Origin of the sequence: Roseicyclus amphidinii (assembly GCF_030163755.1) — a bacterium.
Lineage (GTDB): Bacteria > Pseudomonadota > Alphaproteobacteria > Rhodobacterales > Rhodobacteraceae > Roseicyclus > Roseicyclus amphidinii.
The window spans coordinates 1-20,138 of record NZ_JASJOE010000041.1 but is presented as its reverse complement, the minus strand read 5'-3'; the positions used below and the strand labels follow the sequence as shown (position 1 = coordinate 20,138).

The following is a 20,138-nucleotide window of genomic DNA, read 5'->3' as shown; positions in this document are numbered from 1 at the left end:
CACACCCTGTACACACCACGTGCATATCGATGAGGTCGCTCCAAGTGAGGGGCTCTGCCCCGATCCCTTCGGGAGTCCCCCGGGCCTTGCTGGTGGGAAGCTGACCGGGGTTTCGCCCGCTGCGCGGTCGACCCGCGCGCCGCTGACGCGACGCGTATGCGAATTTTCGTACGAAAATTCGGGGGGCTCTGCCCCCGTCCTTCGGACTCCCCCGAGATATTTGTGAAACGGAGAAGGGGGGAGGGCGCGCGTTAACCTGTGAGCATGTTGCGCAAAAGTGGGAACCGGTTTTGCGCGACTCAAACATGCGAAATCAAATCGTTGGGGCGGGTCGCGTGAATGCGAATGAACGCGACCCGCCCCAACGGGGTGATGCGGGGTGTCCGGTGGTGGCGGGTTGCCCGGTGGCGTGCCGGGTGGTTGGCGGCGGGCGTCACGGGCCGGTTGGCGGTCGGTCGGGGGCCGGGGCGGGTCGGTGGCGCGGACGCGTGCTACGCGCATGCCGACCCTGACCGTGGGTTACGCGCCGAGGGCGCGGTGGAAGGCGGGGCGGTCGCGCATCAGGGCGATGTGGTTGCGCAGGCGCGGCTCGGAGATCGGGAATTTCGCGGCGATGGCCCAGCCGCCGCAATGGGCGAGCAGGATGTCGGCGATGGTCATGGTCTCGCCCATCAGGAAGGGGCCGTCCTCGGCCATGCGGTCGACGAGGGCCTTTTCGCTTCTGGCGAACTCCCACTTGAGGCTGTCCTTGATCGCGCCGATGCGCAGGTCCTCGGGCAGGACGAAGCTGTGGCGCGCGGCGGTCCAGAGGACGGCGTCGATCTCGTCGAGGATCATCTGGGTGAGGCTGTCCTGCCGGGCGCGGTCGATGGTGCCCGCGGGGAAGGTGAGCGCGCCGTGGCGGTCGGCGAGGAAGGTCATGATCGCAACCGAATCGGTGATCGGCACGCCATCGGCGACCAGCACCGGCACCTTGCCCGCGGGGCTGATGCGCGTGACCTCGTCCGAGCGGGGGCCCGCGTCGACATGCTCGTAGTCGAGACCCAGTTCCTCCAGCGTCCAGAGCACGCGCAAGGCGCGCGACTTGACGTTCCCGATCACCGTGTAGCCCATCAGCGTCCCCGTTTGCCCGGCATCATGGCGAGCCGGATCAATGTGCGTTCCATCAGCGCCATTTGCGGCGCGCTTTGCGCCGAGCGCAAGGTCAGGTCGGTCTCGACCAGCAGGCTGAGGGCTGTTTCCAGTTGCGGCGTGCCCCAGCGCTGGGCCTGTCGCAGCATCCGGTCGCGGCGCGGGCCGAAGACCGGGGGGCGCTGGGCCTGAAGGCCCGCCGCCGGGCCGTTGGGGTGGCAGGTGGCGGCGTGGAGCGCGCGGAAATGGCGAAGGGCCGCGATGCAGAGCGAAACGGGCGTCACGCCCTGCCCGGAAAGGCGCGACAGGATCGGGCCGATCGCGCCCTGTTCCGATTCGGCGGTGGCATGGAGGATGTCGTCCAGTTCCGCCTCGATGGTCAGGGGGGCGACGGCGGCGATATCGGCGGGGGAGACGGGCGCGGGATCGCCGCGCTTGTAGAGGCCGAGTTTCTCGACCGTCTGGCGGAAATCACCCGGCGGCAGGCTGCGGGCCAGCGCCTCGAGGTCGCCCATCGCCTCGCGGGGGAGGTCGCGGAGGCCCGCTTCGGTCAGCAGCGTCTCGATCTCGGCGCGGCCGGGCGGGTCGTCGTAGATCGCGGCGGCGCGTGCGGTCCTGTGGCCTTCGAAGAGCTTGCGCAGCGCGGATTTCGCGGTCAGCCGCCCGGCTGTAGCGATGATCTGCGCATCGCCGGGCTGCCAGTCGGCCAGCGCCGCGGCGAAGACCGGGGAGAGCCCGTCGGTGGCCGCCTCGACGAAGACGGCGCGGGGGCCGGGGAAGAAGCCCGTGGCCTTCATCGCGTCGATCAGCCGGGCGGGATCGGAGCGCAGCTCGGACGCGTCCATGCGGGTGAGGCGCATTTCCTCTTCGGCGCCGGGGCCGAGCAGGTTCTTCAGAAGTTCCTGCCGGCGCAGGGCGACGCGCATGGCGTCATCGCCGAAGATCAGGCAGCCGGCCGCGGCGGTGTCGGGCTTGCGCGTGTAGGCGGCGACGTCGCGGGGGCCGAGCTTCATGCCCAGTCGGAGGCGCCGGACAGCAGGCGCGAGACCAGCTGATCGGCCAGCGCGACCATCAGCCGGTCCTCGGCGTCGCGGCGGGCGGCGGTGGTCGAGACGGGCGAGCCGGTGGTGGAATAGGCGGTGAAGGTCGAGACCTCGCCCGATTGCACGGTGCGGTCGCTGCCGATCTCGGTCACGGCGAATGTCAGGGTGCCGATCACGTTGGTGCGGGTGATGTCGTCGGTTCCGGTGATGGCGAGATCGCGTTCGTCGGTCGTGATCTCCCAGCCAAGCGCATGGGTGGGGGCGCTGGCGCGGCCCAGACGGTCCTCGAGCCGCGCGACGAGGACGAAGCCCAACCGCGTGTCGGGCGGCGCGATGCGCAGCCGGTCGCGCAGGGCACCCCCCGCGCCGTTCGGCCCGTAGACCGGCGCGAAGCCGCAGGCCGCCAGCGGGGCGGCGGCCAGAAGCGTCAGGAAACTGCGGCGGTCAGATGACGACATTCACGATACGACCCGGCACGACGATGAGTTTCTTCGGCTGGCCACCGGCCAGCGCCTTTTGCACAGCGTCGTCGGCCAGCGCGTGTTTTTCAACCTCTTCCTTCGAGGCGTCCTTGGCGACGGTGATTTCCGAGCGCCGCTTGCCGTTGATCTGGATCGGCAGGGTGACGGTGTCGGAGGTCAGCATCGACTCATTGGCGACGGGCCAGGGGGCGTTGGCGATCAGGCCCTCGCCGCCGAGCATGGCCCAGATTTCCTCGGCCAGATGCGGGGTCATGGGGGACATGAGCTGCGCCAGCGTTTTCGCGGCCTGCCGCTTGGCGGCGGCCCCGGCGGTGGATTTGCCGAGCGCGTTGGTGAAGGCGTAGAGCTTGGCGATGGCGGCGTTGAAGCCGAAGCTTTCGACGCCGTTGGTCACGTCGAAGATCGCCTTGTGCATTTCGCGCAGGAGGGGGGTGTCGGCGTCATTGGGCGCGGTGTCGTCACCGGCGATCTCGGCGGCGATGCGGTGGACGCGGGCGAGGTGCTTGGCCGCCGCCTCGGCGCCCGCGGCGGTCCATTCCACGTCGCGCTCGGGGGGCGAATCGCTCAGGACGAACCAGCGGGCGGTGTCGGCGCCGTAGGTGGCGATGATGTTCACCGGGTCGACGACGTTGTTCTTCGACTTGGACATCTTGGCGGAGGGGATGATCTCGACCTCGGTGCCGTCTTTCAGGAAGCCGCGGCCGTCGCGCAGCTCGACCTCTTCGGGGTAGTGGTAGACGGGGCGGCCGTTGGCGTCCTTGGTCTGGAAGATCGCGTGGGTCACCATCCCTTGCGTGAAGAGCGCGTTGAAGGGTTCCTTGGATTTCTCGGGCAGGTGGCCGCAGATCTGCATCGCGCGGGCGAAGAAGCGGGAATAGAGCAGGTGCAGGATCGCGTGCTCGATGCCGCCGATATACTGGTCGACGTTCATCCAGTAGGCGGCGTCTTCCAGGTCGGTGGGGGTGGTCGCGCGGGGCGCGGTGAAGCGGGCGAAATACCAGGACGAATCGACGAAGGTGTCCATCGTGTCGGTTTCGCGCCGGGCGGGCTTGCCGCAGGCGGGGCAGGGGGTCGCGGCCCATGTGGGGTGGCGGTCGAGCGGGTTGCCGGGGGTGTCGAAGCTGACGTCGCGGGGCAGTTCGACGGGGAGGTTTTCCTTTTTCTCGGGCACCACGCCGCAGTCGTCGCAATGGACGATGGGGATCGGGCAGCCCCAGTAGCGTTGCCGCGACAGGCCCCAGTCGCGCAGGCGGAACTTGGTCACGCCCTGGCCGACGCCCTTGCCCTCGCAGAAGGAAATCGCGGCGTCGATCGCCTCCTCTCCGGTGGCCTCTTCCGCCCAGTTGAAGGGCAGGGTCCAGCGGACCTTGTCGGGTTTGGGCGGCACATAGGCCTCGCCGCCGTCCTCGGGCTTCAGGTGATCGCCCTTGAGCGGCACGAAGGTCGAGATGACGGGCAGCCCGTATTTCCGCGCGAAATCGAGGTCGCGCTGGTCATGGGCGGGGCAGCCGAAAATCGCGCCGGTGCCGTAATCCATCAGGATGAAGTTGGCGATGTAGACCGGCAGCTCCCACGCGGTGTCGAAGGGATGGCGCACGCGCAGCCCGGTGTCGAAGCCGAGTTTCTCGGCCTTTTCCAAAGCCTCTTCGGTGGTGCCGCCGCGGCGGGCCTGCGCGCAGAACTCGGCGACCTTGGGGTCGTGCGCCTCGAGCTCCTTGGCGATGGGGTGGTCGGGCGAGATGCCGACGAAGCTTGCCCCCAGAAGCGTGTCGGGCCGCGTCGTGTAGACCTCCACCCGGTCGTGGCCGCGGGTCGGCTCCACCAGGCCGAAGGCGAATTGCAGACCGCGCGAGCGGCCGATCCAGTTGGCCTGCATCAGCTTGACCTTGGCGGGCCAGTCGTCGAGCCCGTCGAGCGCATCGAGCAATTCGCCCGAGAAATCGCTGATCTTGAAGAACCACTGCGTCAGCTCGCGGCGTTCCACATCCGCGCCCGAGCGCCAGCCCTTGCCGTCGATCACCTGCTCGTTGGCCAGAACGGTCATGTCGACCGGGTCCCAGTTCACCACGGCGTTCTTGCGGTAGACGAGGCCCTTTTCGAGGAAATCGAGGAACAGCGCCTGCTGCTGGCCGTAATACTCCGGGTCGCAGGTGGCGAACATGCGCGACCAGTCCAGCCCGAAGCCCAGCGGCTTCATCTGCGCGACCATCGTGTCGATGTTGGAATAGGTCCAGTCGGCGGGGTGCCCGCCGCTTGCCATCGCGGCGTTTTCGGCGGGCATCCCGAAGGCGTCGAAGCCCATCGGGTGCAGCACGTTGAAGCCGCGCGCCAGCTTGTAGCGGGCGATCACGTCGCCCATCGTGTAATTGCGCACATGGCCGATGTGGATGCGCCCCGAGGGGTAGGGGAACATCTCGAGCACGTAATACTTCGGCTTGTCGTCGGACCGCTGCGCGACGAAGGTTCCGGCCTCGGCCCATGCGGCTTGCCATTTGGGTTCCAGCGTCGCGGGGTCGTAGCGGGACATGGGTGCGGTCCTTGGCTTATGGGGGGTGTCGGAAACGAAAACGCCGGGCGGTGCGGCCCGGCGTGGTGTTAGTGTGCGATGCGCGCGGCGTAAAGCCGTCAGAGGTTCGCGTCGCGGATGCGCAGCTGGCGGGCGCGGGTCAGGATCGCATCCTCGATCTGGCGCGCGGTCTCGCGCCCGACGGAGCCGTTCCGCGATTCCACCGCCACGCGCAGGCTGCGCGCCTCGAGCGCGGGGTCCTGCACATACACCGTCGCGCGATAGGCGCGGCTGCCGCCGGGGGGCGTGCCGTAGCCGAACTGGATGATGCCCGAAAAGGGGTCGGCCGCTTCGACCGGCATGAAATCCAGCACCTCGAGCGAGGCGTTCCAGAGATAGCGGTTCACCTCGACGGTGACATTGGGATCGTCGACGTTCTCGAACAGGTCCCAGATGGTTTCGCGGTCTTCCGCGGGCAGCGCGCCCGAGGCCTGAAGCTGGCGCCGGGTTTCCGGGCTCATCTCGCGCGAGAACACGGTTTCCCCGTCGGACGAGGATCGGTTGCCGCCGAAAAGGCCGCCGCCTCCGCCGAACATTCCACCGCCCCCGCACCCCGCGAGGAGTGCCACGAGAGCCAAGCCCCCCGCGAATCTAGCCAGCCGCCCGTTCATCTGCCGGTCCCTGTCTTCGTTCACCATCTGCCTTCCGTTGCTACAGGAGGCCCCCATAGGCGGCAAGCCTCTTTGGGGAATTGAGGTGACCGCGTCGTTCGCGGGCGGCTTGGGGCGGTGTCGGGCGGTGTCGGGCGGTGTCGAGGGTGACATGACCCTGCGCGGGGCGTCCTTGGTGGGGCCGCGACATGGGCGCAACCTGCCCGTGGCCCGCCCTTTGCCCGCCCGTTGCCTTGCTGCGGCCCGACTGTGGCATGTCTGCACCATGACACCTGCAAGACGCGAGGGGGGGTGCAGGCTTTCTTGCAATCGAAGGGAGCAGGGGCGACAGAAGGGCATACTCAATACGGATTCCCCGTCTTGAGGTGCACCTTGACTATGAACACGAGGGAAAAACCATGAAAAAGGTTCTCTTCGCTACGACTGCCCTGGTCGCAACCACGGGCTTCGCAGCAGCAGACGTCAGCCTTAAGGGTTCGGCACAGATGGGTCTCCAGGGCGGCGACGGTGCCGTGACCCAGTTCGTGCAGGACATCGACGTCACCTTCTCGCTCTCGGGCGCAAGCGACAACGGCCTGACCTTCGGCGCAGCCGTCGATCTGGACGAGAACGCAGGCGGCGTGGGCACCGATGACGCGGGCGTTGCGATCTTCGTCTCGGGCGACTTCGGCACCCTCACCATGGGCGACACCGACGGCGCACTTGACTGGGCGCTGACCGAAGCAGCCGTTGGCAACGCCGGCTCGATCAACGACGACGAAACCGGTCACGCCGGCTTCCTCGGCTCCTACGGCGACGGCATCTACGACGGCCAGATCCTGCGCTACGACTACACCGTCGGCGACTTCGGCGTCGCAGTCTCGCTCGAGATGGACGACACCAACACCGTCGATGACGGCTACGCGTTCGGTGCACGCTACGGCATGGCCTTCGCAGGCGGTTCGGTCGACTTCGGCATCGGCTACCAGTCCGCTGTCATCGATGCAGGCAACGACTTCCTCCCCGGCAACGTGGATGCGGCAGAAGTTGGCCTCGTTGCATACGCCGGCCCCGGTGAAGAGCTTGACGTCGACATCATCGGCGTGAGCGCAGCTGTTGCACTCGACAACGGCCTCTCGGCCGGTCTCCAGTATTCCAACTGGGACGTGTCGGGCACGACCATCAGCGGTGATATCAAGCACCTCGGCCTTGGTGTGGGTTACACCTTCGACGCCGTTACCGTGTCCGCGAACTGGGGGCAGTACGATGTGAGCGCGGCTGGTTCGTCGGGCGACATCACCGGCTGGGGCCTCGCGGCTGCCTACGACTTCGGTGGCGGCCTGTCGGCGCACGCTGGCTACGGCTCGTCCGACTACACCGATTTCGGTGGCTCCAACGACCTCGACACGTGGTCGCTCGGCCTGAACATGAGCTTCTGATCCTCACCCGGATCTGACGCAGGATCGGGGCGGGCTTCGGCTCGCCCCTTTTCATGAGGGACCGGCGGACAACGCCGGCTCTGCACACAACGGAACGAGGTAGGGATGCGACTTGTTGCGGCAATCACGATGCTGCTGGCCCTGTCCAGCTGCGGCACCATCGGCGGTGTGGGCAAGGGCATAGGCTACGGCATGGGCGAGGTAATGAACGGCGTCGGCAGCGACTTCATGGCGATGGGCGACCTGTTCAACCGCTGATGCGCGCCTCGCCGAAGGGGTCGGAACCGCGGCCGGAACCGGGGTTGACCGTCCCGGCCCGCCCTGTTCGGCTTGTCGCCCGACCTGTCCGAAACGCCCGAGGTCCACAGCCATGGCCCCGCCGAAGACTCCGCAAAGGCCACCGGCCGAACAGCTGAAAGCCCGGCTTCTGGCCGCCAATGCCCTGTTCAAGCAGGGCCGCCTCTCAGAGGCGCGACAGGCGCTGCGCGAAATTGTCCGCCGCGCGCCTGCGCTGGCCGAGGGTTGGGTGGGTCTCGCCCACGCGGCGCGCGCCGAGCACGACCACCGCGAAGCCCTGGCCGCCTTCCAGAAGGCCGCCAAGCTCCGCCCCGGCAACCGCTCGCTTCTGGCCGCCTGCGCGCAGGAACTGGCCGAGACGGGTCAGACCGGCCGGGCGATTGCACTCCTTGACCGGCTGATCGCCACGCAGCCCGGTGACCTCAAGGCGCGCGCCGAAAAGGCGCGTCTGCTGCAGCTCGAGGGTGATTTCGCCGGGGCCGAACGCGCCTTCCGCGCCGCGCTCGACATCGCCCCCGACAATGGCGAGCTTTACCGGATCTTCCTCGCCACCAAGACGCTCGAGGCCGACGACCCGCTCATCGACCGGATGGAACGCGCCTGGGCGCGGGACGATCTGCCACCCCTGTCGCGGGCGCACCTGGGATTCGCGCTGGCCAAGGCGATGGAGGACAGCGGGCAGACCGAGCGCGTCTTCGGCTACCTGCGCCCCGCGAACGAGGGGATTCGCGCCCTGCATCCCTATGACATCACCGCGCGCGAGCGCGAGATCGACGACTTGATCGCGCATTTCCGCGCGCATGATTTCGCCGCGCTCGCCCCGGCCGCCCCCGGCGGGTTCAACCCGGTCTTCGTCACCGGGCTGCCGCGCTCGGGGACGACGCTGATCGAGCAGATCATCGCGTCGCATCCGAAGGTGACCGGCGCGGGCGAGCTGCCGTTGTTCGGACGGGCCGCCATGCGGCTCCTGACCGCCAAGGGGGGCGGATATCTGCCCCTTGGCGACATCCCCGTGCAAGACTGGGCCGCCCTGGGCGCCGACTACGAGAGCGCGGTGCGCAAGCGCATGGGCCGCGTCGGCCATGTCACCGACAAGGCGATCCAGACCTACATGGTGCTCGGGCCCATGCGCCTTGCGCTGCCCTCGGCGCGGGCCATCGTCGTGCGGCGCGATCCGCGCGACACGCTCCTGTCGATCTACATGAACGTCTTTGCCGCGGGCAGCCATCTCTACGCCTACGACCTCGTGGACCTCGCGCGCTACTATCGCAGCTTCGAGCGCATGGTGGACTTCTGGCGCGAAGCGATGCCGGACGGGTTCACCGAGGTGAGCTACGAGGATGTCGTCGCAGACCCCGAGCCGCAAAGCCGCGCACTGGTCGCGGCCGCGGGGCTGGAGTGGGACCCCGCCTGCCTCGCCTTCACCGGCAACCGCCGCCGGGTCGACACGCTCAGCACCTTCCAGGTGCGCCAGCCGCTCTACCGCTCTTCGGTCGCCAAGTGGAAACGCTACGAGGACGATTTGTCCGAGATGCTCGAAGAGCTGGAGCGCCCCCGGTAGCCCCCTTGCGCCCGCGCCGTTCTTTTGGCCTATGCTGCCGCCCATGGGACTTCAGGACATACAGGCGCGCATCGACGCCTCCACGACCGAGGCCGGGCGCGCGCCCGGGTCGGTCACGCTGATTGCCGTCAGCAAGGTGCAGCCGCCCGAGCGGGTCGAGGCCGTGCTGGCCGAGGGCCATCGCGTCTATGGCGAGAACCGCGTGCAGGAGGCGCAGGGCCGTTGGCCCGAGTTCCAGGCGCGGTTCGACGGCATCGAGCTGCACCTCATCGGGCCGTTGCAGACCAACAAGGCGCGGCAGGCGGTCGAGATGTTCGACGCGATCCACACGCTCGACCGGCCGAAGCTTGCCACCACGCTTGCGCGGCTGGCCGATGAGCGCGGGGAATGCCCCGACCTGTTCATCCAGGTGAACACCGGCGAAGAGCCGCAGAAGGCGGGGGTTCTGCCCGCTGAGGCCGACGCCTTCATCGCCGAGGCCCGCGCGCTGTCGCTTCCCGTGAAAGGGCTGATGTGCATTCCCCCCGTCGAGGAGGAACCGGCGCTGCATTTCGCGCTTCTGGCGAAGATCGCGGCGCGCAACGGGCTGGAGGGCCTGTCGATGGGCATGTCGTCGGATTTCGAGACGGCGATCCGGTTGGGCGCGACGCATGTGCGCGTCGGCTCGGCGATCTTCGGGGAACGCGCCTATACCTGATGCGTCTGCGCGGCCCGGCGCGCGCCGTGGCCCGCCAGCGCCTCGGGGATCACGAGCCGCGTCTCGTAGCGGATGCGCGCCACGATCCAGCGAAGGTCTTGCGGGTCCAGCGCCACACAGCCCGCGGTGGGGTAGCCCGGCCTGCGCCATGAATGGATGAAGATGCCCGAGCCGCGCCCGCGTTCGGCGCGCGGCCAGTTCCAATCTGACAGAAGAACGATGTCATAGAGCGGATCGGCCCGGCGCAGTGTCTCGTGACCCGCGCAGAAGGGGGCGCGGACCATGAGGTTGTAATCCTCGTCCTTCGGATCGTCGCACCACAGGTCACCGGGCCGGATCGGCACCGCCCAGTCGCAGGGCCGCGCCAGTCGGTCGGGGCGGTAGAGGCACCCCACGAGGCCATGCACCCCCGCGGGCGTGCCGCCATCGCCCTCGCGCTTCGTCTCGGCGCTGACGATCCCGCCGCGCCCCAGCGTGCAGGGGAAGAGCCTGCCCATGAAGCGCAGCCCCATCGGCGTGACAACCATGTCGCGCGGTTTCACAGCATGTGCCCCGACTTGTCGCGCTTGACCGACAGGTAATGCGCGTTGTGGCGGTTGGTGCCGGTGATCAGCGGCACGCGCTCGGTCACCGCGATGCCCTCGGCCTCCATCATCTCGACCTTGCGGGGGTTGTTCGTCATCAGCCGCACCGCGCCGAATCCCATCCGGCGCAAGAGGTCCGCACCGATGCGGAAATCGCGCTCGTCATCCTCGAAGCCCAGCCGGTGATTCGCCTCGACCGTATCGAAGCCCTGGTCCTGCAGCGAATAGGCCCGCATCTTGTTGGCCAGCCCGATCCCCCGCCCCTCCTGGTTGAGGTAGAACAGCACACCAGCGCCCGCGCGCCCCATCTCGGCCAGCGCGGTGCGGAGCTGCGGGCCGCAATCGCATTTCAGGCTGCCCAGCACGTCGCCGGTGAAACAGGCCGAATGCAGCCGCGCCAGCACCGGCTTGTCGCGGTCGGGGCGACCGATCTCGATGGCGTAATGCTCGATGCCGCCGTTCTCGGGGCGGAAGATGTGCAGCCGCCCGGCCTCGGCGGCCTCCATCGGCAGGCGCGCGGCGGCGACGGGCAGAAGCGGGTGATGGCGCGCAAGATCGTCGGCCAGCATCCCCTCGGTCAGGCAGGCCGCGCCGATCTCGGCGGCGAGCGCCTGCGGGCGGTCGGTCTCCAGCCCCACGACCGCGGGCAGAAGCTGCGCGGATTTCGCCAGCATCAGCGCCAGCCGGTGCAGGGCGGCGTCGCCCTCGCGCAGGCTGGGCAGCGGGCCTTTCATCGGCTCGGCAAGGTCCAGCGCCGGATCGGCCAGCGCGCGCACCCACTGCGCCTCGACATCGCCCGGCAGCGTCACGCGCGCGAGGTCGCCGTCATAGGCGCGCGCCTTGAGCGTCTCGGCCCGCCAGTTGGTGATCGCCACGACCGCCCGCCCCGGCAGGGCGCGCAGCGCCTCCAGCCGGTCGGCGGTCAGCGTCTCGGCGGCCAGCACGATGAGGCCGGCGCCCGCGCCCCCGATCACGACCGGAAGGCCGACGCGCAGGTCGGCGCGCGCACGCGCGACATGTTCGGTGGGGGTGGGCAACAGGCTCATGGCGCCTGCATACTGCCGAAGATCGGGTTTTGAAACATTCCCTCGCATCCCGACACGTCGCCGTGAGATTGTTTTTCAGTCGCTTGCCAAACGCCCCCCCCACGTCAATCTCGACCACATCACGATTGAAGGAGCCTGCGACATGGCCAATCTGAAAAAGATCCTGCTGGTCGACGACGACGACGACCTGCGCGAGGCGCTGAGCGAACAACTGGTGATGACCGAGGATTTCGACGTCTTCGAAGCCGGCACCGGTGCGCAGGGCATGGAGCGGGTGAAGGAAGCGATCTACGATCTTGTCGTGCTCGACGTGGGTCTGCCCGACACCGACGGGCGCGAGCTGTGCCGCCTGATGCGCAAGCAGGGCGTGAAATGCCCGATCCTGATGCTGACGGGCCATGACAGCGACGCTGACACGATCCTCGGGCTGGATGCGGGCGCGAACGACTACGTGACCAAGCCCTTCCGCTTCCCGGTGCTTCTGGCCCGCATCCGCGCGCAGCTGCGCCAGCACGAGCAGTCCGAGGATGCGGTGTTCCAGCTTGGCCCTTACACGTTCAAGCCCGCGATGAAGATGCTGGTGACCGAGGACGACAAGAAGATCCGCCTGACCGAGAAAGAGACGAACATCCTCAAGTTCCTCTACCGCGCGCAGGAAGGCGTGGTGGCGCGTGATGTTCTTCTGCACGAGGTCTGGGGCTACAACGCGGGCGTGACCACGCACACGCTGGAAACCCACATCTACCGGCTTCGGCAAAAGATCGAGCCCGACCCCTCGAACGCGCGGCTTCTGGTCACGGAAAGCGGCGGTTACCGGCTGGTCGCATGAGGCGGCGCGCTCATTAACCTTTTCTTCACGCGGGCATGGTCAACTCTGCCACGTTGATCCAGGTCAATGCGCAACCTTGGGTTGTTCGTTACCAGTTTCTCATTACCTCCCTGTTGGACTTGGCCCGAACTTCGGTTCGGGCCTTTCTTTTGCCCGTTCGCCCGCGCAGCGGTCTGGCCATCGCCCGCCGCGCTCCGTAAACCGGGGCGACCCGTCACGACCGGAGACCGCCGATGCCCTTCACGCTTGCCACATGGAACATCAACTCGGTCCGCCTGCGCGCCGACCTCGTGGTCAAGCTCCTGACCGAGGAAGGGCCGGATGTGCTTTGCCTGCAGGAGTGCAAGTCGCCCGTAGACAAGATCCCGGCCGAGGTCTTTGCCGAGGCGGGCTACCCCCACATGGTCGCCCGCGGGCAAAAGGGCTACAACGGCGTCGCCATCCTGTCGCGCCTGCCGCTTCAGGACGCGGGCCACCGCGACATCTGCGGCAAGGGCGATGCCCGCCATGTCGCCGCCCGGCTCGAGAACGGGGTGACAATCCACAATTTCTACGTCCCCGCGGGCGGCGATGAACCCGACCGCGAAAAGAACGAGAAATTCGGCCACAAGCTCGATTTCCTGACCGAGATGCGCGACTGGTTCGGCGCGGACCGGCCCGAGAAATCCATCCTCGTGGGCGACCTCAACATCGCCCCGCGCGAGGATGACGTCTGGTCGCACAAGGCGCTTCTGAAGGTCGTGAGCCATACGCCGATCGAGGTCGAGCACATGGCCCAGGTGCAGGAGGCCGCCGGTTGGGTCGACATCACCCGGCAGGATTTTCCCGACGGTCTGCTCTACAGCTGGTGGTCCTACCGCGCGCGCGACTGGGATGCCGCCGACAAGGGCCGCCGCCTCGATCACGTCTGGGCGACGCCCGACATCTCGAACGCGGGCCACTCCAGCCGCATCCTGCGCGCCGCCCGCGGCTGGGAAAAGCCCAGCGACCACGCCCCGGTTTTCGCCACATTCGACCTGTGACACCCTTGGCGCGCGGCGCGGTCGCGCGCATATAGGGGCCAAGACGTGCAGATGTGACGGAGACAACGATGCTGGAACTCGGACAGGGCCAAGGCCAGGGCAAAGCCGCCCCCGCAACCGACCTGATCAAGGACGGGACCGAGGCCACCTTCATGGCCGACGTGATCGAGGGCAGCCGCGAGGTGCCCGTGATCGTCGATTTCTGGGCCACCTGGTGCGGCCCGTGCAAGACGCTGGGGCCCATGCTCGAGGCGGCGGTGACGGCGGCCAAGGGCAAGGTCAAGATGGTCAAGATCGACGTGGACCGCGAGCAGCGCCTTGCCGGTGCGCTGGCCCAGCAGGGCCTGCCGCTGCAGTCGATCCCGACGGTCGTGGCCTTCGTCGATGGCCGCCCCGTGGACATGTTCCAGGGCGCGATCCCGCAGGGCCAGATCAAGGAATTCATCGACCGCCTTGCCGCCATGGGCGGCGATGACGGCGGTCTGGCCGAGGCGCTCGAGGCCGCCGAGGCGATGCTGGCCGAAGGGGCCGCGGTGGACGCCGCGCAGACCTTCGCCGCGATCCTCGGCGAAGAGCCCGAGAATGCCGTCGCCATGGCCGGGCTGGCCCGCGCGCATCTCGCCATGGGCGAGACCGACAAGGCCGAGGGCATCCTGAACACCGCCCCCGACGCCATCGCCAAAGCGCCCGAGCTGGAGGCCGTCCGCGCCCAGATCGCGCTGGCCCGCCAGGCCGAGAATGCCGGCCCGCTGGCCGATCTCAAGGCCGCGGTCGAGGGTGATCCGGCCAACCTGCAGGCGCGCTTTGACTATGCGCAGGCGCTGCATGCCGCGGGGCAGGTGCAGGAGGCCGTCGACGAATTGCTCGAGGTCTTCCGCCGCGACCGCGAGTGGAACGACGGTGCCGCAAAGGCGCAGCTCTTCACCATCTTCGAGGCGCTGAAACCGCAGGACCCCATCGCGCTGAACGGGCGGCGGAAACTCTCGTCGATGATCTTTGCCTGACCCGGGTGGGGCGCTAGGTCCATGCCCATGATGTCAGCCGCAGATCTTCCCGACACGATCCCCGTCTTCCCGCTTCCGGGGGCGCTGCTTTTGCCGCGCGCCCGGTTGCCCCTGCACATCTTCGAGCCGCGCTACCTTGCGATGCTCGACGACACGATGAAGACCTCGCACCGGCTGATCGGCATGGTCCAGCCGCGCGAGGTGCCGGGGTCCGACGAAAAGCGCCTGCATGCCATCGGCTGCGCCGGTCGCCTGACGCAGTTCTCGGAAACCGAGGACGGGCGCTACATGATCACGCTCGCGGGCATCTCGCGCTTCCGCATCCGGCAGGAGGTCTCGGGCTTCACCCCCTACCGCCGCTGCGACGTGACATGGGACGGGTTTTCCGCCGATCTCGGCAACGTGGAGCACGACCGCGGTTTCGACCGGCCCGCGTTCCTCGACCTGCTGGGCCGCTATTTCGACGCGATGTCGCTCTCGACCGACTGGGACAGCCTGAAAGAGGCCGAGGACGAGTTGCTCATCAACTCGCTGTCGATGCTCTGCCCCTTCGACCCCGAGGAAAAACAGGCCCTGCTCGAAGCCCCCTCGTTGACGACGCGGCGCGAAACGTTGGTGACGCTGATCGAATTCGCGCTCCGCGGCGGCGGCCCCGAGGAAAAGATGCAATGACCGAGGGCGACGCGCCCCCCGTCGATCGCCGCATGCTCGAGGCGCTGGTCTGCCCGATGACCCATGCGCCGCTGAGCTATGACGCCGAGCGGCAGGAGCTGGTGTCGAAGGCCGCCCACCTGGCCTACCCGATCCGCGGGGGCATCCCGATCATGCTGGAAAGCGAGGCGCGGGCACTGGACTAGCTCCGGCTTTACAACGCCCGCCCCTGCAACAGCCTCGGCACATCCCCCGTAAGCCCCGCCGCCTCGCGCATGAAGGCGCGGCGCAGCGACGGCATGGCGCTGACCGCCCCCATGCCGATGTCGCGGATCAGGCGCAGCGCGGGGTTGTCGTTAGAAAACAGCCGGTTCACCCCGTCCGTCGCCAGCGCCAGCGCGGCGGTGTCGAAGCGCCGCCAGCTCTGGTAGCGCGCCAGCACGTCAGCGGCCGCGATATCCTCGCCCCGGCGTTTCGCCTCGGCCAGCACCTCGGCCAGCGCGCCCACGTCGCGCAGCCCAAGGTTCAGGCCTTGCCCCGCGATGGGGTGGACGCCATGCGCGGCATCGCCGACCAGCGCAAGGCGTTCACCCACGAAGGCGTTGGCGATGGTCAGGTTCAGCGGATAGGCATACCGCTGGCCCGCCAGCGAAATCTCACCCAGGAAATCCCCGAAGCGCGGGCGCAGGTGGTCGAGGAACGCCGCGTCATCCGCCGCCATCAGCCGCTTCGCATCGGCATGGCGCTCCGACCAGACGATCGAGGAGCGGTTGCCGGGCAAGGGCAGGATCGCCAGCGGCCCCGGCGGCATGAAGAACTGGTGCGCGATGCCCTCATGCGGCCTCTCATGCGCTATCGCCGCGACCAGCGCGGTCTGCCCGTAATCCCAGCCCGTCCGCCTGATCCCCGCCCGCGCCGCGGTGCCCGAGCGGCGGCCATCCGCGCCGATCAACACGCGGCCCGTCAGCACCTCGCCGCTTGCCAGCGTCACGCGGGCCGCGCCCTCCGTCGACTGCGCCACCACGGTCGTGGCGGGGCGGTGAAGGATCAGCGTCTCCGCCTCCATCGCCGCCATCAACGCGCGGCGGAGGTGGCGATCCTCGAGCATGTGGCCCATCGGGCCTTCTTCCATCTCGGCACTGTCGAAATGCAGGAAGAAGGGCGCGGCCCCTTCACCCGCGCGCCCGTCGCTGGCCTTGATCTGCAGGATCGGCTGCGCCGCGTCCTCCAGCCCGTCCCAAAGCCCAAGCGCCCGCAGCATCCGCACCGAGGCCAAGGCCAAAGCGTAGGAGCGTCCGTCGAACTCCGCCCCCTGCCGCACATCCTCGGGCAGGGCGTCGATCACGATGGAGGACAACCCCGCCTGCGCACAGGCCAGCGCGAGGCAGGGGCCGTTCAGCCCCCCTCCGACGATCAGGATATCGGCGTCATGTGTCATGGCCCGACTATGGCCCGCCAAGCGGGATTGTCCATGCCGCGGGTGGGCTGTAGCGTCACACCGCGACAACATGGGCAGGGGTGGGACATGAGCGATTGGCTGTGGCAAAGCGCAAGCGATCTGGGGCGCGGCATCGGCGAGGGCCGCATCGACCCGGTCGAGCTGACCGAGGCTTATCTCGACGCCGCCGCCGCGCATGAGTTCAGCCCCCGCATCTACACCCGCCTGACCCCCGACCGCGCCCGCGCCGAGGCCGAGGCCGCGCGGCAGCGGGCAAAGAACGGCGTGCGTCGGGGCCTGCTCGACGGCGTGCCGATCAGCTGGAAAGACCTGTTCGACAGCGCGGGCGTGGTGACCGAGGCGGGCACCATGCTGCTCGAGGGCCGCGTCCCCGAGGCGGATGCCGAGGTGCTGGCCCGCGCCACGCAGGCGGGGACCGTCTGCCTCGGCAAGACGCATATGTCGGAACTGGCCTTTGCCGGGCTGGGGATGAACCCCGCCTATGGCGGCAACACCGACCCCCTGCCGGGCACGCCGCCCAACGTGAACGACCCGGGCTGCGCGCCCGGTGGCTCCTCCTCCGGCGCCGCGGCCTCCATCGCCTTCGGGCTGGCCCCCGCGGGGATCGGCTCGGACACCGGCGGCTCGGTGCGGGTGCCCGCCGCGTGGAACGACGTGGTGGGGCTCAAGACGACCCATGGCCGCCTCAGCCTGAAGGGCGTGGTGCCGCTTGCCGAAAGCTTCGACACCGTCGGCCCGCTGGCCCGCAGCGTGGAGGATTGCGCGCATCTGCTGGCGATCATGGAGGGCGGCACGCCCGCCGACCTGCGCGGCGCGACGCTGGCGGGCACGCGAATGCTGGTGCTGGAGCCCTACACGAGCGACGTGCGCGAGGCCCCGGCCATGGGCTTCGCCCATGCGCTCGACCGCCTGAAAGCGGCGGGCGTCACGGTCGAAACCGGCACCGTCACCGGCATCGCGGAGGCGATGGACCTCTCCCCGGTCCTTTTCGCAACCGAGGCCTACGGCACGTGGCGCGACGTGATCGAGGCCGCGCCGCACAAGATGTATGCCCGCATCCTCGACCGTTTCCGCGGCGGGGCCGACCACTCCGCCCCCGATTTCGTCGCCGCATGGCGGCGGCTGCGCGAGCTGCGCGCGGTCTGGGCCGCCGAGACCGCCGCTTATGACGCGGTGATCCTGCCCACCGTCCCCAACACCCCGCCCGAGATCGCGCGGCTGATGTCGGACCCCGATTACTACGTCACCGAGAACCTGTTGACCCTGCGCAACACCCGCGTCGGCAACCTGATGGGGCTCTGCGGCCTCAGCCTTCCCACCGGCACGCCGTCCTGCGGGTTGATGATGCTGGCGGCCCCCATGGCCGAGGAGCGGCTCTTGCGACTTGGCCATGCCGCCGAGGCCGCCTTGGCCGGATAGCCACAACCGCCCGGCCCCGCGCTGCTTTTTCTGGACCGGCTGGCGGGGACACTGTAGGTTTGCACCAAACGGGGCGTTCATGACCCCGAACTTGAGGCAGTCTGATGGTGTTTCCCGAGCGGTTCTCGAACCTGCCCGACTACGCGTTTCCGCGTCTGCGGAAGCTGCTCGACGTTCACGCGCCGGGCGGCCCGGTCATCCATATGACCATCGGCGAGCCGCGCCACCCCTTCCCGGCCTGGGTCGGGGACGAAATCGCGGGCGCGCTGGACGGCATCGGGCGCTACCCGCCCAATGACGGCACGCCCGAGTTGCAGACCGCCATCGCCCGCTGGATCGCGCGCCGCTACGACGTGAGCGTCTCGGCCGACGCGCAGGTCTTGCCGCTGAACGGCACGCGCGAGGGGCTGTTCAACGCCTGCCTCGCGCTCTGCCCCGAAACCAAGGGCGGCAAGCGCCCCGTCGTTCTGATGCCCAACCCCTTCTACCAGGTCTATGCCGTGGCCGCGCTGGCCGTGGGGGCGGAACCGGTCTACGTCCCCGCCACCGCCGACACCGGCGACCTTCCCGATTTCGCCGCGCTGCCCGCCGAGACCCTCGACCGCACCGCGGTGGTCTACATCTGCTCGCCCGCCAACCCGCAGGGCGCGGTGGCCGATGCCGCCTATTGGGAGAGCCTGCTGGCGCTGGCCGAACGCCATGATTTCCGCATCTTCGCCGATGAATGCTATTCCGAGCTTTACCGCGACACGGCTCCGCCCGGCGCGCTGGAAACCGCGGCGCGGATCGGGGCCGATCCCGAACGGGTGGTGATCTTCCATTCGCTCTCCAAGCGGTCGAACATGCCCGGCCTGCGCTCGGGCTTCGCCGCCGGTGGGCGGGACAGCATCGCGCGGATGAAGCAGCTTCGGAACTACGCCGGTGCGCCGCTGCCGATCCCGATGATGGCGGTGGCCGCGCGCGCCTGGGGCGACGAGACCCATGTCGAGGAAAACCGCGCGCTCTACCGCGCGAAATACCGCATCGCCGACGAGATCCTCGGCGACGTGCCGGGCTACAGCGCGCCGCAGGCGGGCTTTTTCCTGTGGCTGCCCGTCGAGGACGGCGAGGCGGCGGCGGTGAAGCTCTGGCAGGAGACGGGCGTGCGCGTGCTGCCGGGCGCCTATCTCGCCCGAGAGGTGAACGGGCAGACCCCCGGCGCGGACCGCATCCGCGTGGCGATGGTCGCCCCCGAAGACGAGATGCGCGACGGGCTGACCCGGCTCAAGGCGTGCCTCTACGGACAAGGACAGTAAACGATGGCCTACCAGACCCGACAGCGTGACCCCCTGCTCGACGACCGGATGCAAGAGATCCTCCTGCGGTTCGGGCAACAGGCCACCGGCTTCGCGTTGATCGGGCTGGCCGCGGCGCTGGCGGCGATGCTGGTGTCCTATGCGCCGGACGACCCGAATTTCATGGCGGCCACGGATGCCGTGCCGCAGAACCTGCTCGGGCGCTTCGGGGCATCGATCTCCGCGATCCTGATGATGATCATGGGGTATGGTGCCTTCCTGCTGCCGCTGGCGGCCTTCGCATGGGGGCTGCGCTTCCTGCTCCAGCGCGGGCACGAGCGCGCCATCGGGCGCACGGTCATCCTCCCCATCGCGGTGGCGCTGGCGTCGATCTACGCGGCCTCGATCACGCCGCCCGAGACCTGGACCCACAGCTTCGGGCTGGGCGGGCTGTTCGGCGACACGATCCTCGGCGCGGTGCTGAACGCGCTGCCCATGAGCCCCGAGGCGGGGCTGAAGCTGCTGGCGGCGCTGGCCTTCGTCTCCGGCCTCATGCTGTCGCTCTACGTGCTGGGCGTGGACCGCTACGAGCTGCGGCTGGGGCTGCGCTTCCTGCTGCTCGGGCTCCTATCGGTGGGCGCGATGGTGTCGGGCGGGCTGCGCAGCGCGGGCAACGGCGCGGGCCGCGCCGCCGCGCAATTGGCCGAGCGCCGCGCCACGCGCAGCGCGCAGGGTCCGGCGCAGTTCGCCGCCGACCCGGCGCATCGCACGGTGCCGATCCTTCACGACGACGAAGAGGATGTGACCCTGCCCGGCGCGCGCCGGCAGCCGGGGCTGTTCGCGCGGATGCCGATGCTGCGTGCCCGCGAGCCCGAGGCGCGGATCGAGCCGGAGCTGGTCGCGCCCGACCACCCCGAGGCCGAGGGCATCGACGCCCCCGACGAGGACCGCATCCGCGCCCGCATCGCCGATGTCATCAAGTCGCGCGTGCGCCGGCCCAACGTGATCGCCGATGCCGCGCAGCGCCGCCGCGGCGTGTTGCCC

At 68.9% G+C, this 20,138-nt stretch carries 20 protein-coding genes; 12 read left to right on the top strand and 8 right to left on the bottom strand.

Going from position 1 to position 20,138, the window contains the following annotated elements; genetic code table 11:
• Positions 1 to 519: 519 nt before the first annotated feature.
• The 5 genes from QQK83_RS13515 to QQK83_RS13495 all read right to left on the bottom strand — a co-directional run bounded on the left by QQK83_RS13515 (position 520) and on the right by QQK83_RS13495 (position 5,833).
• Complete coding sequence (locus tag QQK83_RS13515) at positions 520 to 1,113, bottom strand: glutathione S-transferase family protein (protein WP_284265041.1); 594 nt, start codon at positions 1,111 to 1,113, stop codon at positions 520 to 522.
• Entirely contained in the window at positions 1,113 to 2,144 is a 1,032-nt protein-coding gene (locus tag QQK83_RS13510; RefSeq protein WP_284265038.1) for a DNA polymerase III subunit delta, read from the bottom strand. Before QQK83_RS13510 ends, QQK83_RS13515 begins: the two co-directional genes overlap by 1 nt.
• A complete protein-coding gene (gene lptE / locus QQK83_RS13505) occupies positions 2,141 to 2,632 on the bottom strand; it encodes an LPS assembly lipoprotein LptE (RefSeq protein ID WP_284265037.1) in 492 nt (163 codons plus the stop codon). Before lptE ends, QQK83_RS13510 begins: the two co-directional genes overlap by 4 nt.
• Positions 2,619 to 5,183, bottom strand: coding sequence for a leucine--tRNA ligase (gene leuS / locus QQK83_RS13500; RefSeq protein ID WP_284265035.1), 2,565 nt, complete (start codon positions 5,181 to 5,183; stop codon positions 2,619 to 2,621). The genes lptE and leuS overlap by 14 nt, the downstream gene beginning before the upstream one ends.
• Before the next feature lie 98 nt (positions 5,184 to 5,281).
• Complete coding sequence (locus tag QQK83_RS13495) at positions 5,282 to 5,833, bottom strand: DUF3576 domain-containing protein (RefSeq protein ID WP_417750358.1); 552 nt, start codon at positions 5,831 to 5,833, stop codon at positions 5,282 to 5,284.
• 398 nt (positions 5,834 to 6,231) lie between these two features.
• Between QQK83_RS13495 and QQK83_RS13490 the strand changes: the two genes are divergently transcribed.
• The 4 genes from QQK83_RS13490 (at position 6,232) to QQK83_RS13475 (ending at position 9,806) form a co-directional block, all read left to right on the top strand.
• Complete coding sequence (locus QQK83_RS13490; RefSeq protein ID WP_284265031.1) at positions 6,232 to 7,251, top strand: porin; 1,020 nt, start codon at positions 6,232 to 6,234, stop codon at positions 7,249 to 7,251.
• A gap of 105 nt (positions 7,252 to 7,356) precedes the next feature.
• Positions 7,357 to 7,509: a hypothetical protein gene (locus QQK83_RS13485; protein ID WP_284265029.1), complete on the top strand. Its 153-nt coding sequence runs from the start codon at positions 7,357 to 7,359 to the stop codon at positions 7,507 to 7,509.
• A gap of 112 nt (positions 7,510 to 7,621) precedes the next feature.
• Complete coding sequence (locus QQK83_RS13480; RefSeq protein WP_284265027.1) at positions 7,622 to 9,109, top strand: tetratricopeptide repeat-containing sulfotransferase family protein; 1,488 nt, start codon at positions 7,622 to 7,624, stop codon at positions 9,107 to 9,109.
• A gap of 43 nt (positions 9,110 to 9,152) precedes the next feature.
• On the top strand, positions 9,153 to 9,806 hold the full coding sequence (locus QQK83_RS13475; RefSeq protein WP_284265026.1) for a YggS family pyridoxal phosphate-dependent enzyme: 654 nt from the start codon (positions 9,153 to 9,155) through the stop codon (positions 9,804 to 9,806).
• On the opposite strand, the gene QQK83_RS13470 is transcribed toward QQK83_RS13475, so the two are convergent.
• A complete protein-coding gene (locus QQK83_RS13470; RefSeq protein WP_284265025.1) occupies positions 9,797 to 10,348 on the bottom strand; it encodes a L,D-transpeptidase family protein in 552 nt (183 codons plus the stop codon). The two genes, QQK83_RS13475 and QQK83_RS13470, sit on opposite strands and share 10 nt — an antisense overlap.
• The gene (gene ribA, locus QQK83_RS13465) at positions 10,345 to 11,436 is read right to left on the bottom strand and encodes a GTP cyclohydrolase II (RefSeq protein WP_284265024.1); all 1,092 of its coding nucleotides are present in this window, start codon (positions 11,434 to 11,436) and stop codon (positions 10,345 to 10,347) included. Before ribA ends, QQK83_RS13470 begins: the two co-directional genes overlap by 4 nt.
• 142 nt (positions 11,437 to 11,578) lie before the next feature.
• On the opposite strand from ribA, the gene QQK83_RS13460 reads away from it, so the two are divergent.
• From QQK83_RS13460 to QQK83_RS13440, 5 genes are all read left to right on the top strand, one after another.
• Entirely contained in the window at positions 11,579 to 12,265 is a 687-nt protein-coding gene (locus QQK83_RS13460; protein ID WP_284265022.1) for a response regulator transcription factor, read from the top strand.
• A gap of 233 nt (positions 12,266 to 12,498) precedes the next feature.
• Complete coding sequence (locus tag QQK83_RS13455) at positions 12,499 to 13,287, top strand: exodeoxyribonuclease III (protein ID WP_284265021.1); 789 nt, start codon at positions 12,499 to 12,501, stop codon at positions 13,285 to 13,287.
• Between the two features lie 68 nt (positions 13,288 to 13,355).
• Entirely contained in the window at positions 13,356 to 14,291 is a 936-nt protein-coding gene (locus QQK83_RS13450) for a thioredoxin family protein (RefSeq protein WP_284265020.1), read from the top strand.
• Positions 14,292 to 14,318: 27 nt separating this feature from the next.
• On the top strand, positions 14,319 to 14,963 hold the full coding sequence (locus QQK83_RS13445; protein ID WP_284265019.1) for an LON peptidase substrate-binding domain-containing protein: 645 nt from the start codon (positions 14,319 to 14,321) through the stop codon (positions 14,961 to 14,963).
• The gene (locus QQK83_RS13440; RefSeq protein WP_284265018.1) at positions 14,960 to 15,148 is read left to right on the top strand and encodes a Trm112 family protein; all 189 of its coding nucleotides are present in this window, start codon (positions 14,960 to 14,962) and stop codon (positions 15,146 to 15,148) included. The genes QQK83_RS13445 and QQK83_RS13440 overlap by 4 nt, the downstream gene beginning before the upstream one ends.
• 8 nt (positions 15,149 to 15,156) lie before the next feature.
• On the opposite strand, the gene QQK83_RS13435 is transcribed toward QQK83_RS13440, so the two are convergent.
• Positions 15,157 to 16,380 (bottom strand): FAD-dependent monooxygenase, encoded by a 1,224-nt coding sequence (locus tag QQK83_RS13435; protein WP_284265017.1) that lies wholly within the window; start codon positions 16,378 to 16,380, stop codon positions 15,157 to 15,159.
• Between the two features lie 87 nt (positions 16,381 to 16,467).
• Here QQK83_RS13435 and QQK83_RS13430 point away from each other — a divergent pair, with 87 nt between their 5' ends.
• The 3 genes from QQK83_RS13430 to QQK83_RS13420 all read left to right on the top strand — a co-directional run.
• Positions 16,468 to 17,820, top strand: a complete 1,353-nt coding sequence (locus tag QQK83_RS13430) for an amidase (protein WP_284265016.1) — start codon at positions 16,468 to 16,470, stop codon at positions 17,818 to 17,820.
• A 104-nt stretch (positions 17,821 to 17,924) separates the two neighbouring features.
• Entirely contained in the window at positions 17,925 to 19,115 is a 1,191-nt protein-coding gene (locus QQK83_RS13425) for an aminotransferase class I/II-fold pyridoxal phosphate-dependent enzyme (protein WP_284265015.1), read from the top strand.
• Positions 19,116 to 19,118: 3 nt separating this feature from the next.
• Positions 19,119 to 20,138 (top strand): DNA translocase FtsK 4TM domain-containing protein (locus QQK83_RS13420; protein WP_284265014.1); only part of this gene is annotated, 1,020 nt, incomplete at its 3' end.

Coding starts and splice junctions, on each gene's coding strand:
- QQK83_RS13515 (WP_284265041.1), bottom strand. CDS start 1,113: ATGGGCTACACGGTGATCGGGAACGTCAAGTCGCGCGCCTTGCGCGTG.
- QQK83_RS13510 (WP_284265038.1), bottom strand. CDS start 2,144: ATGAAGCTCGGCCCCCGCGACGTCGCCGCCTACACGCGCAAGCCCGAC.
- lptE (WP_284265037.1), bottom strand. CDS start 2,632: ATGTCGTCATCTGACCGCCGCAGTTTCCTGACGCTTCTGGCCGCCGCC.
- leuS (WP_284265035.1), bottom strand. CDS start 5,183: ATGTCCCGCTACGACCCCGCGACGCTGGAACCCAAATGGCAAGCCGCA.
- QQK83_RS13495 (WP_417750358.1), bottom strand. CDS start 5,833: ATGAACGGGCGGCTGGCTAGATTCGCGGGGGGCTTGGCTCTCGTGGCA.
- QQK83_RS13490 (WP_284265031.1), top strand. CDS start 6,232: ATGAAAAAGGTTCTCTTCGCTACGACTGCCCTGGTCGCAACCACGGGC.
- QQK83_RS13485 (WP_284265029.1), top strand. CDS start 7,357: ATGCGACTTGTTGCGGCAATCACGATGCTGCTGGCCCTGTCCAGCTGC.
- QQK83_RS13480 (WP_284265027.1), top strand. CDS start 7,622: ATGGCCCCGCCGAAGACTCCGCAAAGGCCACCGGCCGAACAGCTGAAA.
- QQK83_RS13475 (WP_284265026.1), top strand. CDS start 9,153: ATGGGACTTCAGGACATACAGGCGCGCATCGACGCCTCCACGACCGAG.
- ribA (WP_284265024.1), bottom strand. CDS start 11,436: ATGAGCCTGTTGCCCACCCCCACCGAACATGTCGCGCGTGCGCGCGCC.
- QQK83_RS13460 (WP_284265022.1), top strand. CDS start 11,579: ATGGCCAATCTGAAAAAGATCCTGCTGGTCGACGACGACGACGACCTG.
- QQK83_RS13455 (WP_284265021.1), top strand. CDS start 12,499: ATGCCCTTCACGCTTGCCACATGGAACATCAACTCGGTCCGCCTGCGC.
- QQK83_RS13450 (WP_284265020.1), top strand. CDS start 13,356: ATGCTGGAACTCGGACAGGGCCAAGGCCAGGGCAAAGCCGCCCCCGCA.
- QQK83_RS13445 (WP_284265019.1), top strand. CDS start 14,319: ATGATGTCAGCCGCAGATCTTCCCGACACGATCCCCGTCTTCCCGCTT.
- QQK83_RS13440 (WP_284265018.1), top strand. CDS start 14,960: ATGACCGAGGGCGACGCGCCCCCCGTCGATCGCCGCATGCTCGAGGCG.
- QQK83_RS13435 (WP_284265017.1), bottom strand. CDS start 16,380: ATGACACATGACGCCGATATCCTGATCGTCGGAGGGGGGCTGAACGGC.
- QQK83_RS13430 (WP_284265016.1), top strand. CDS start 16,468: ATGAGCGATTGGCTGTGGCAAAGCGCAAGCGATCTGGGGCGCGGCATC.
- QQK83_RS13425 (WP_284265015.1), top strand. CDS start 17,925: ATGGTGTTTCCCGAGCGGTTCTCGAACCTGCCCGACTACGCGTTTCCG.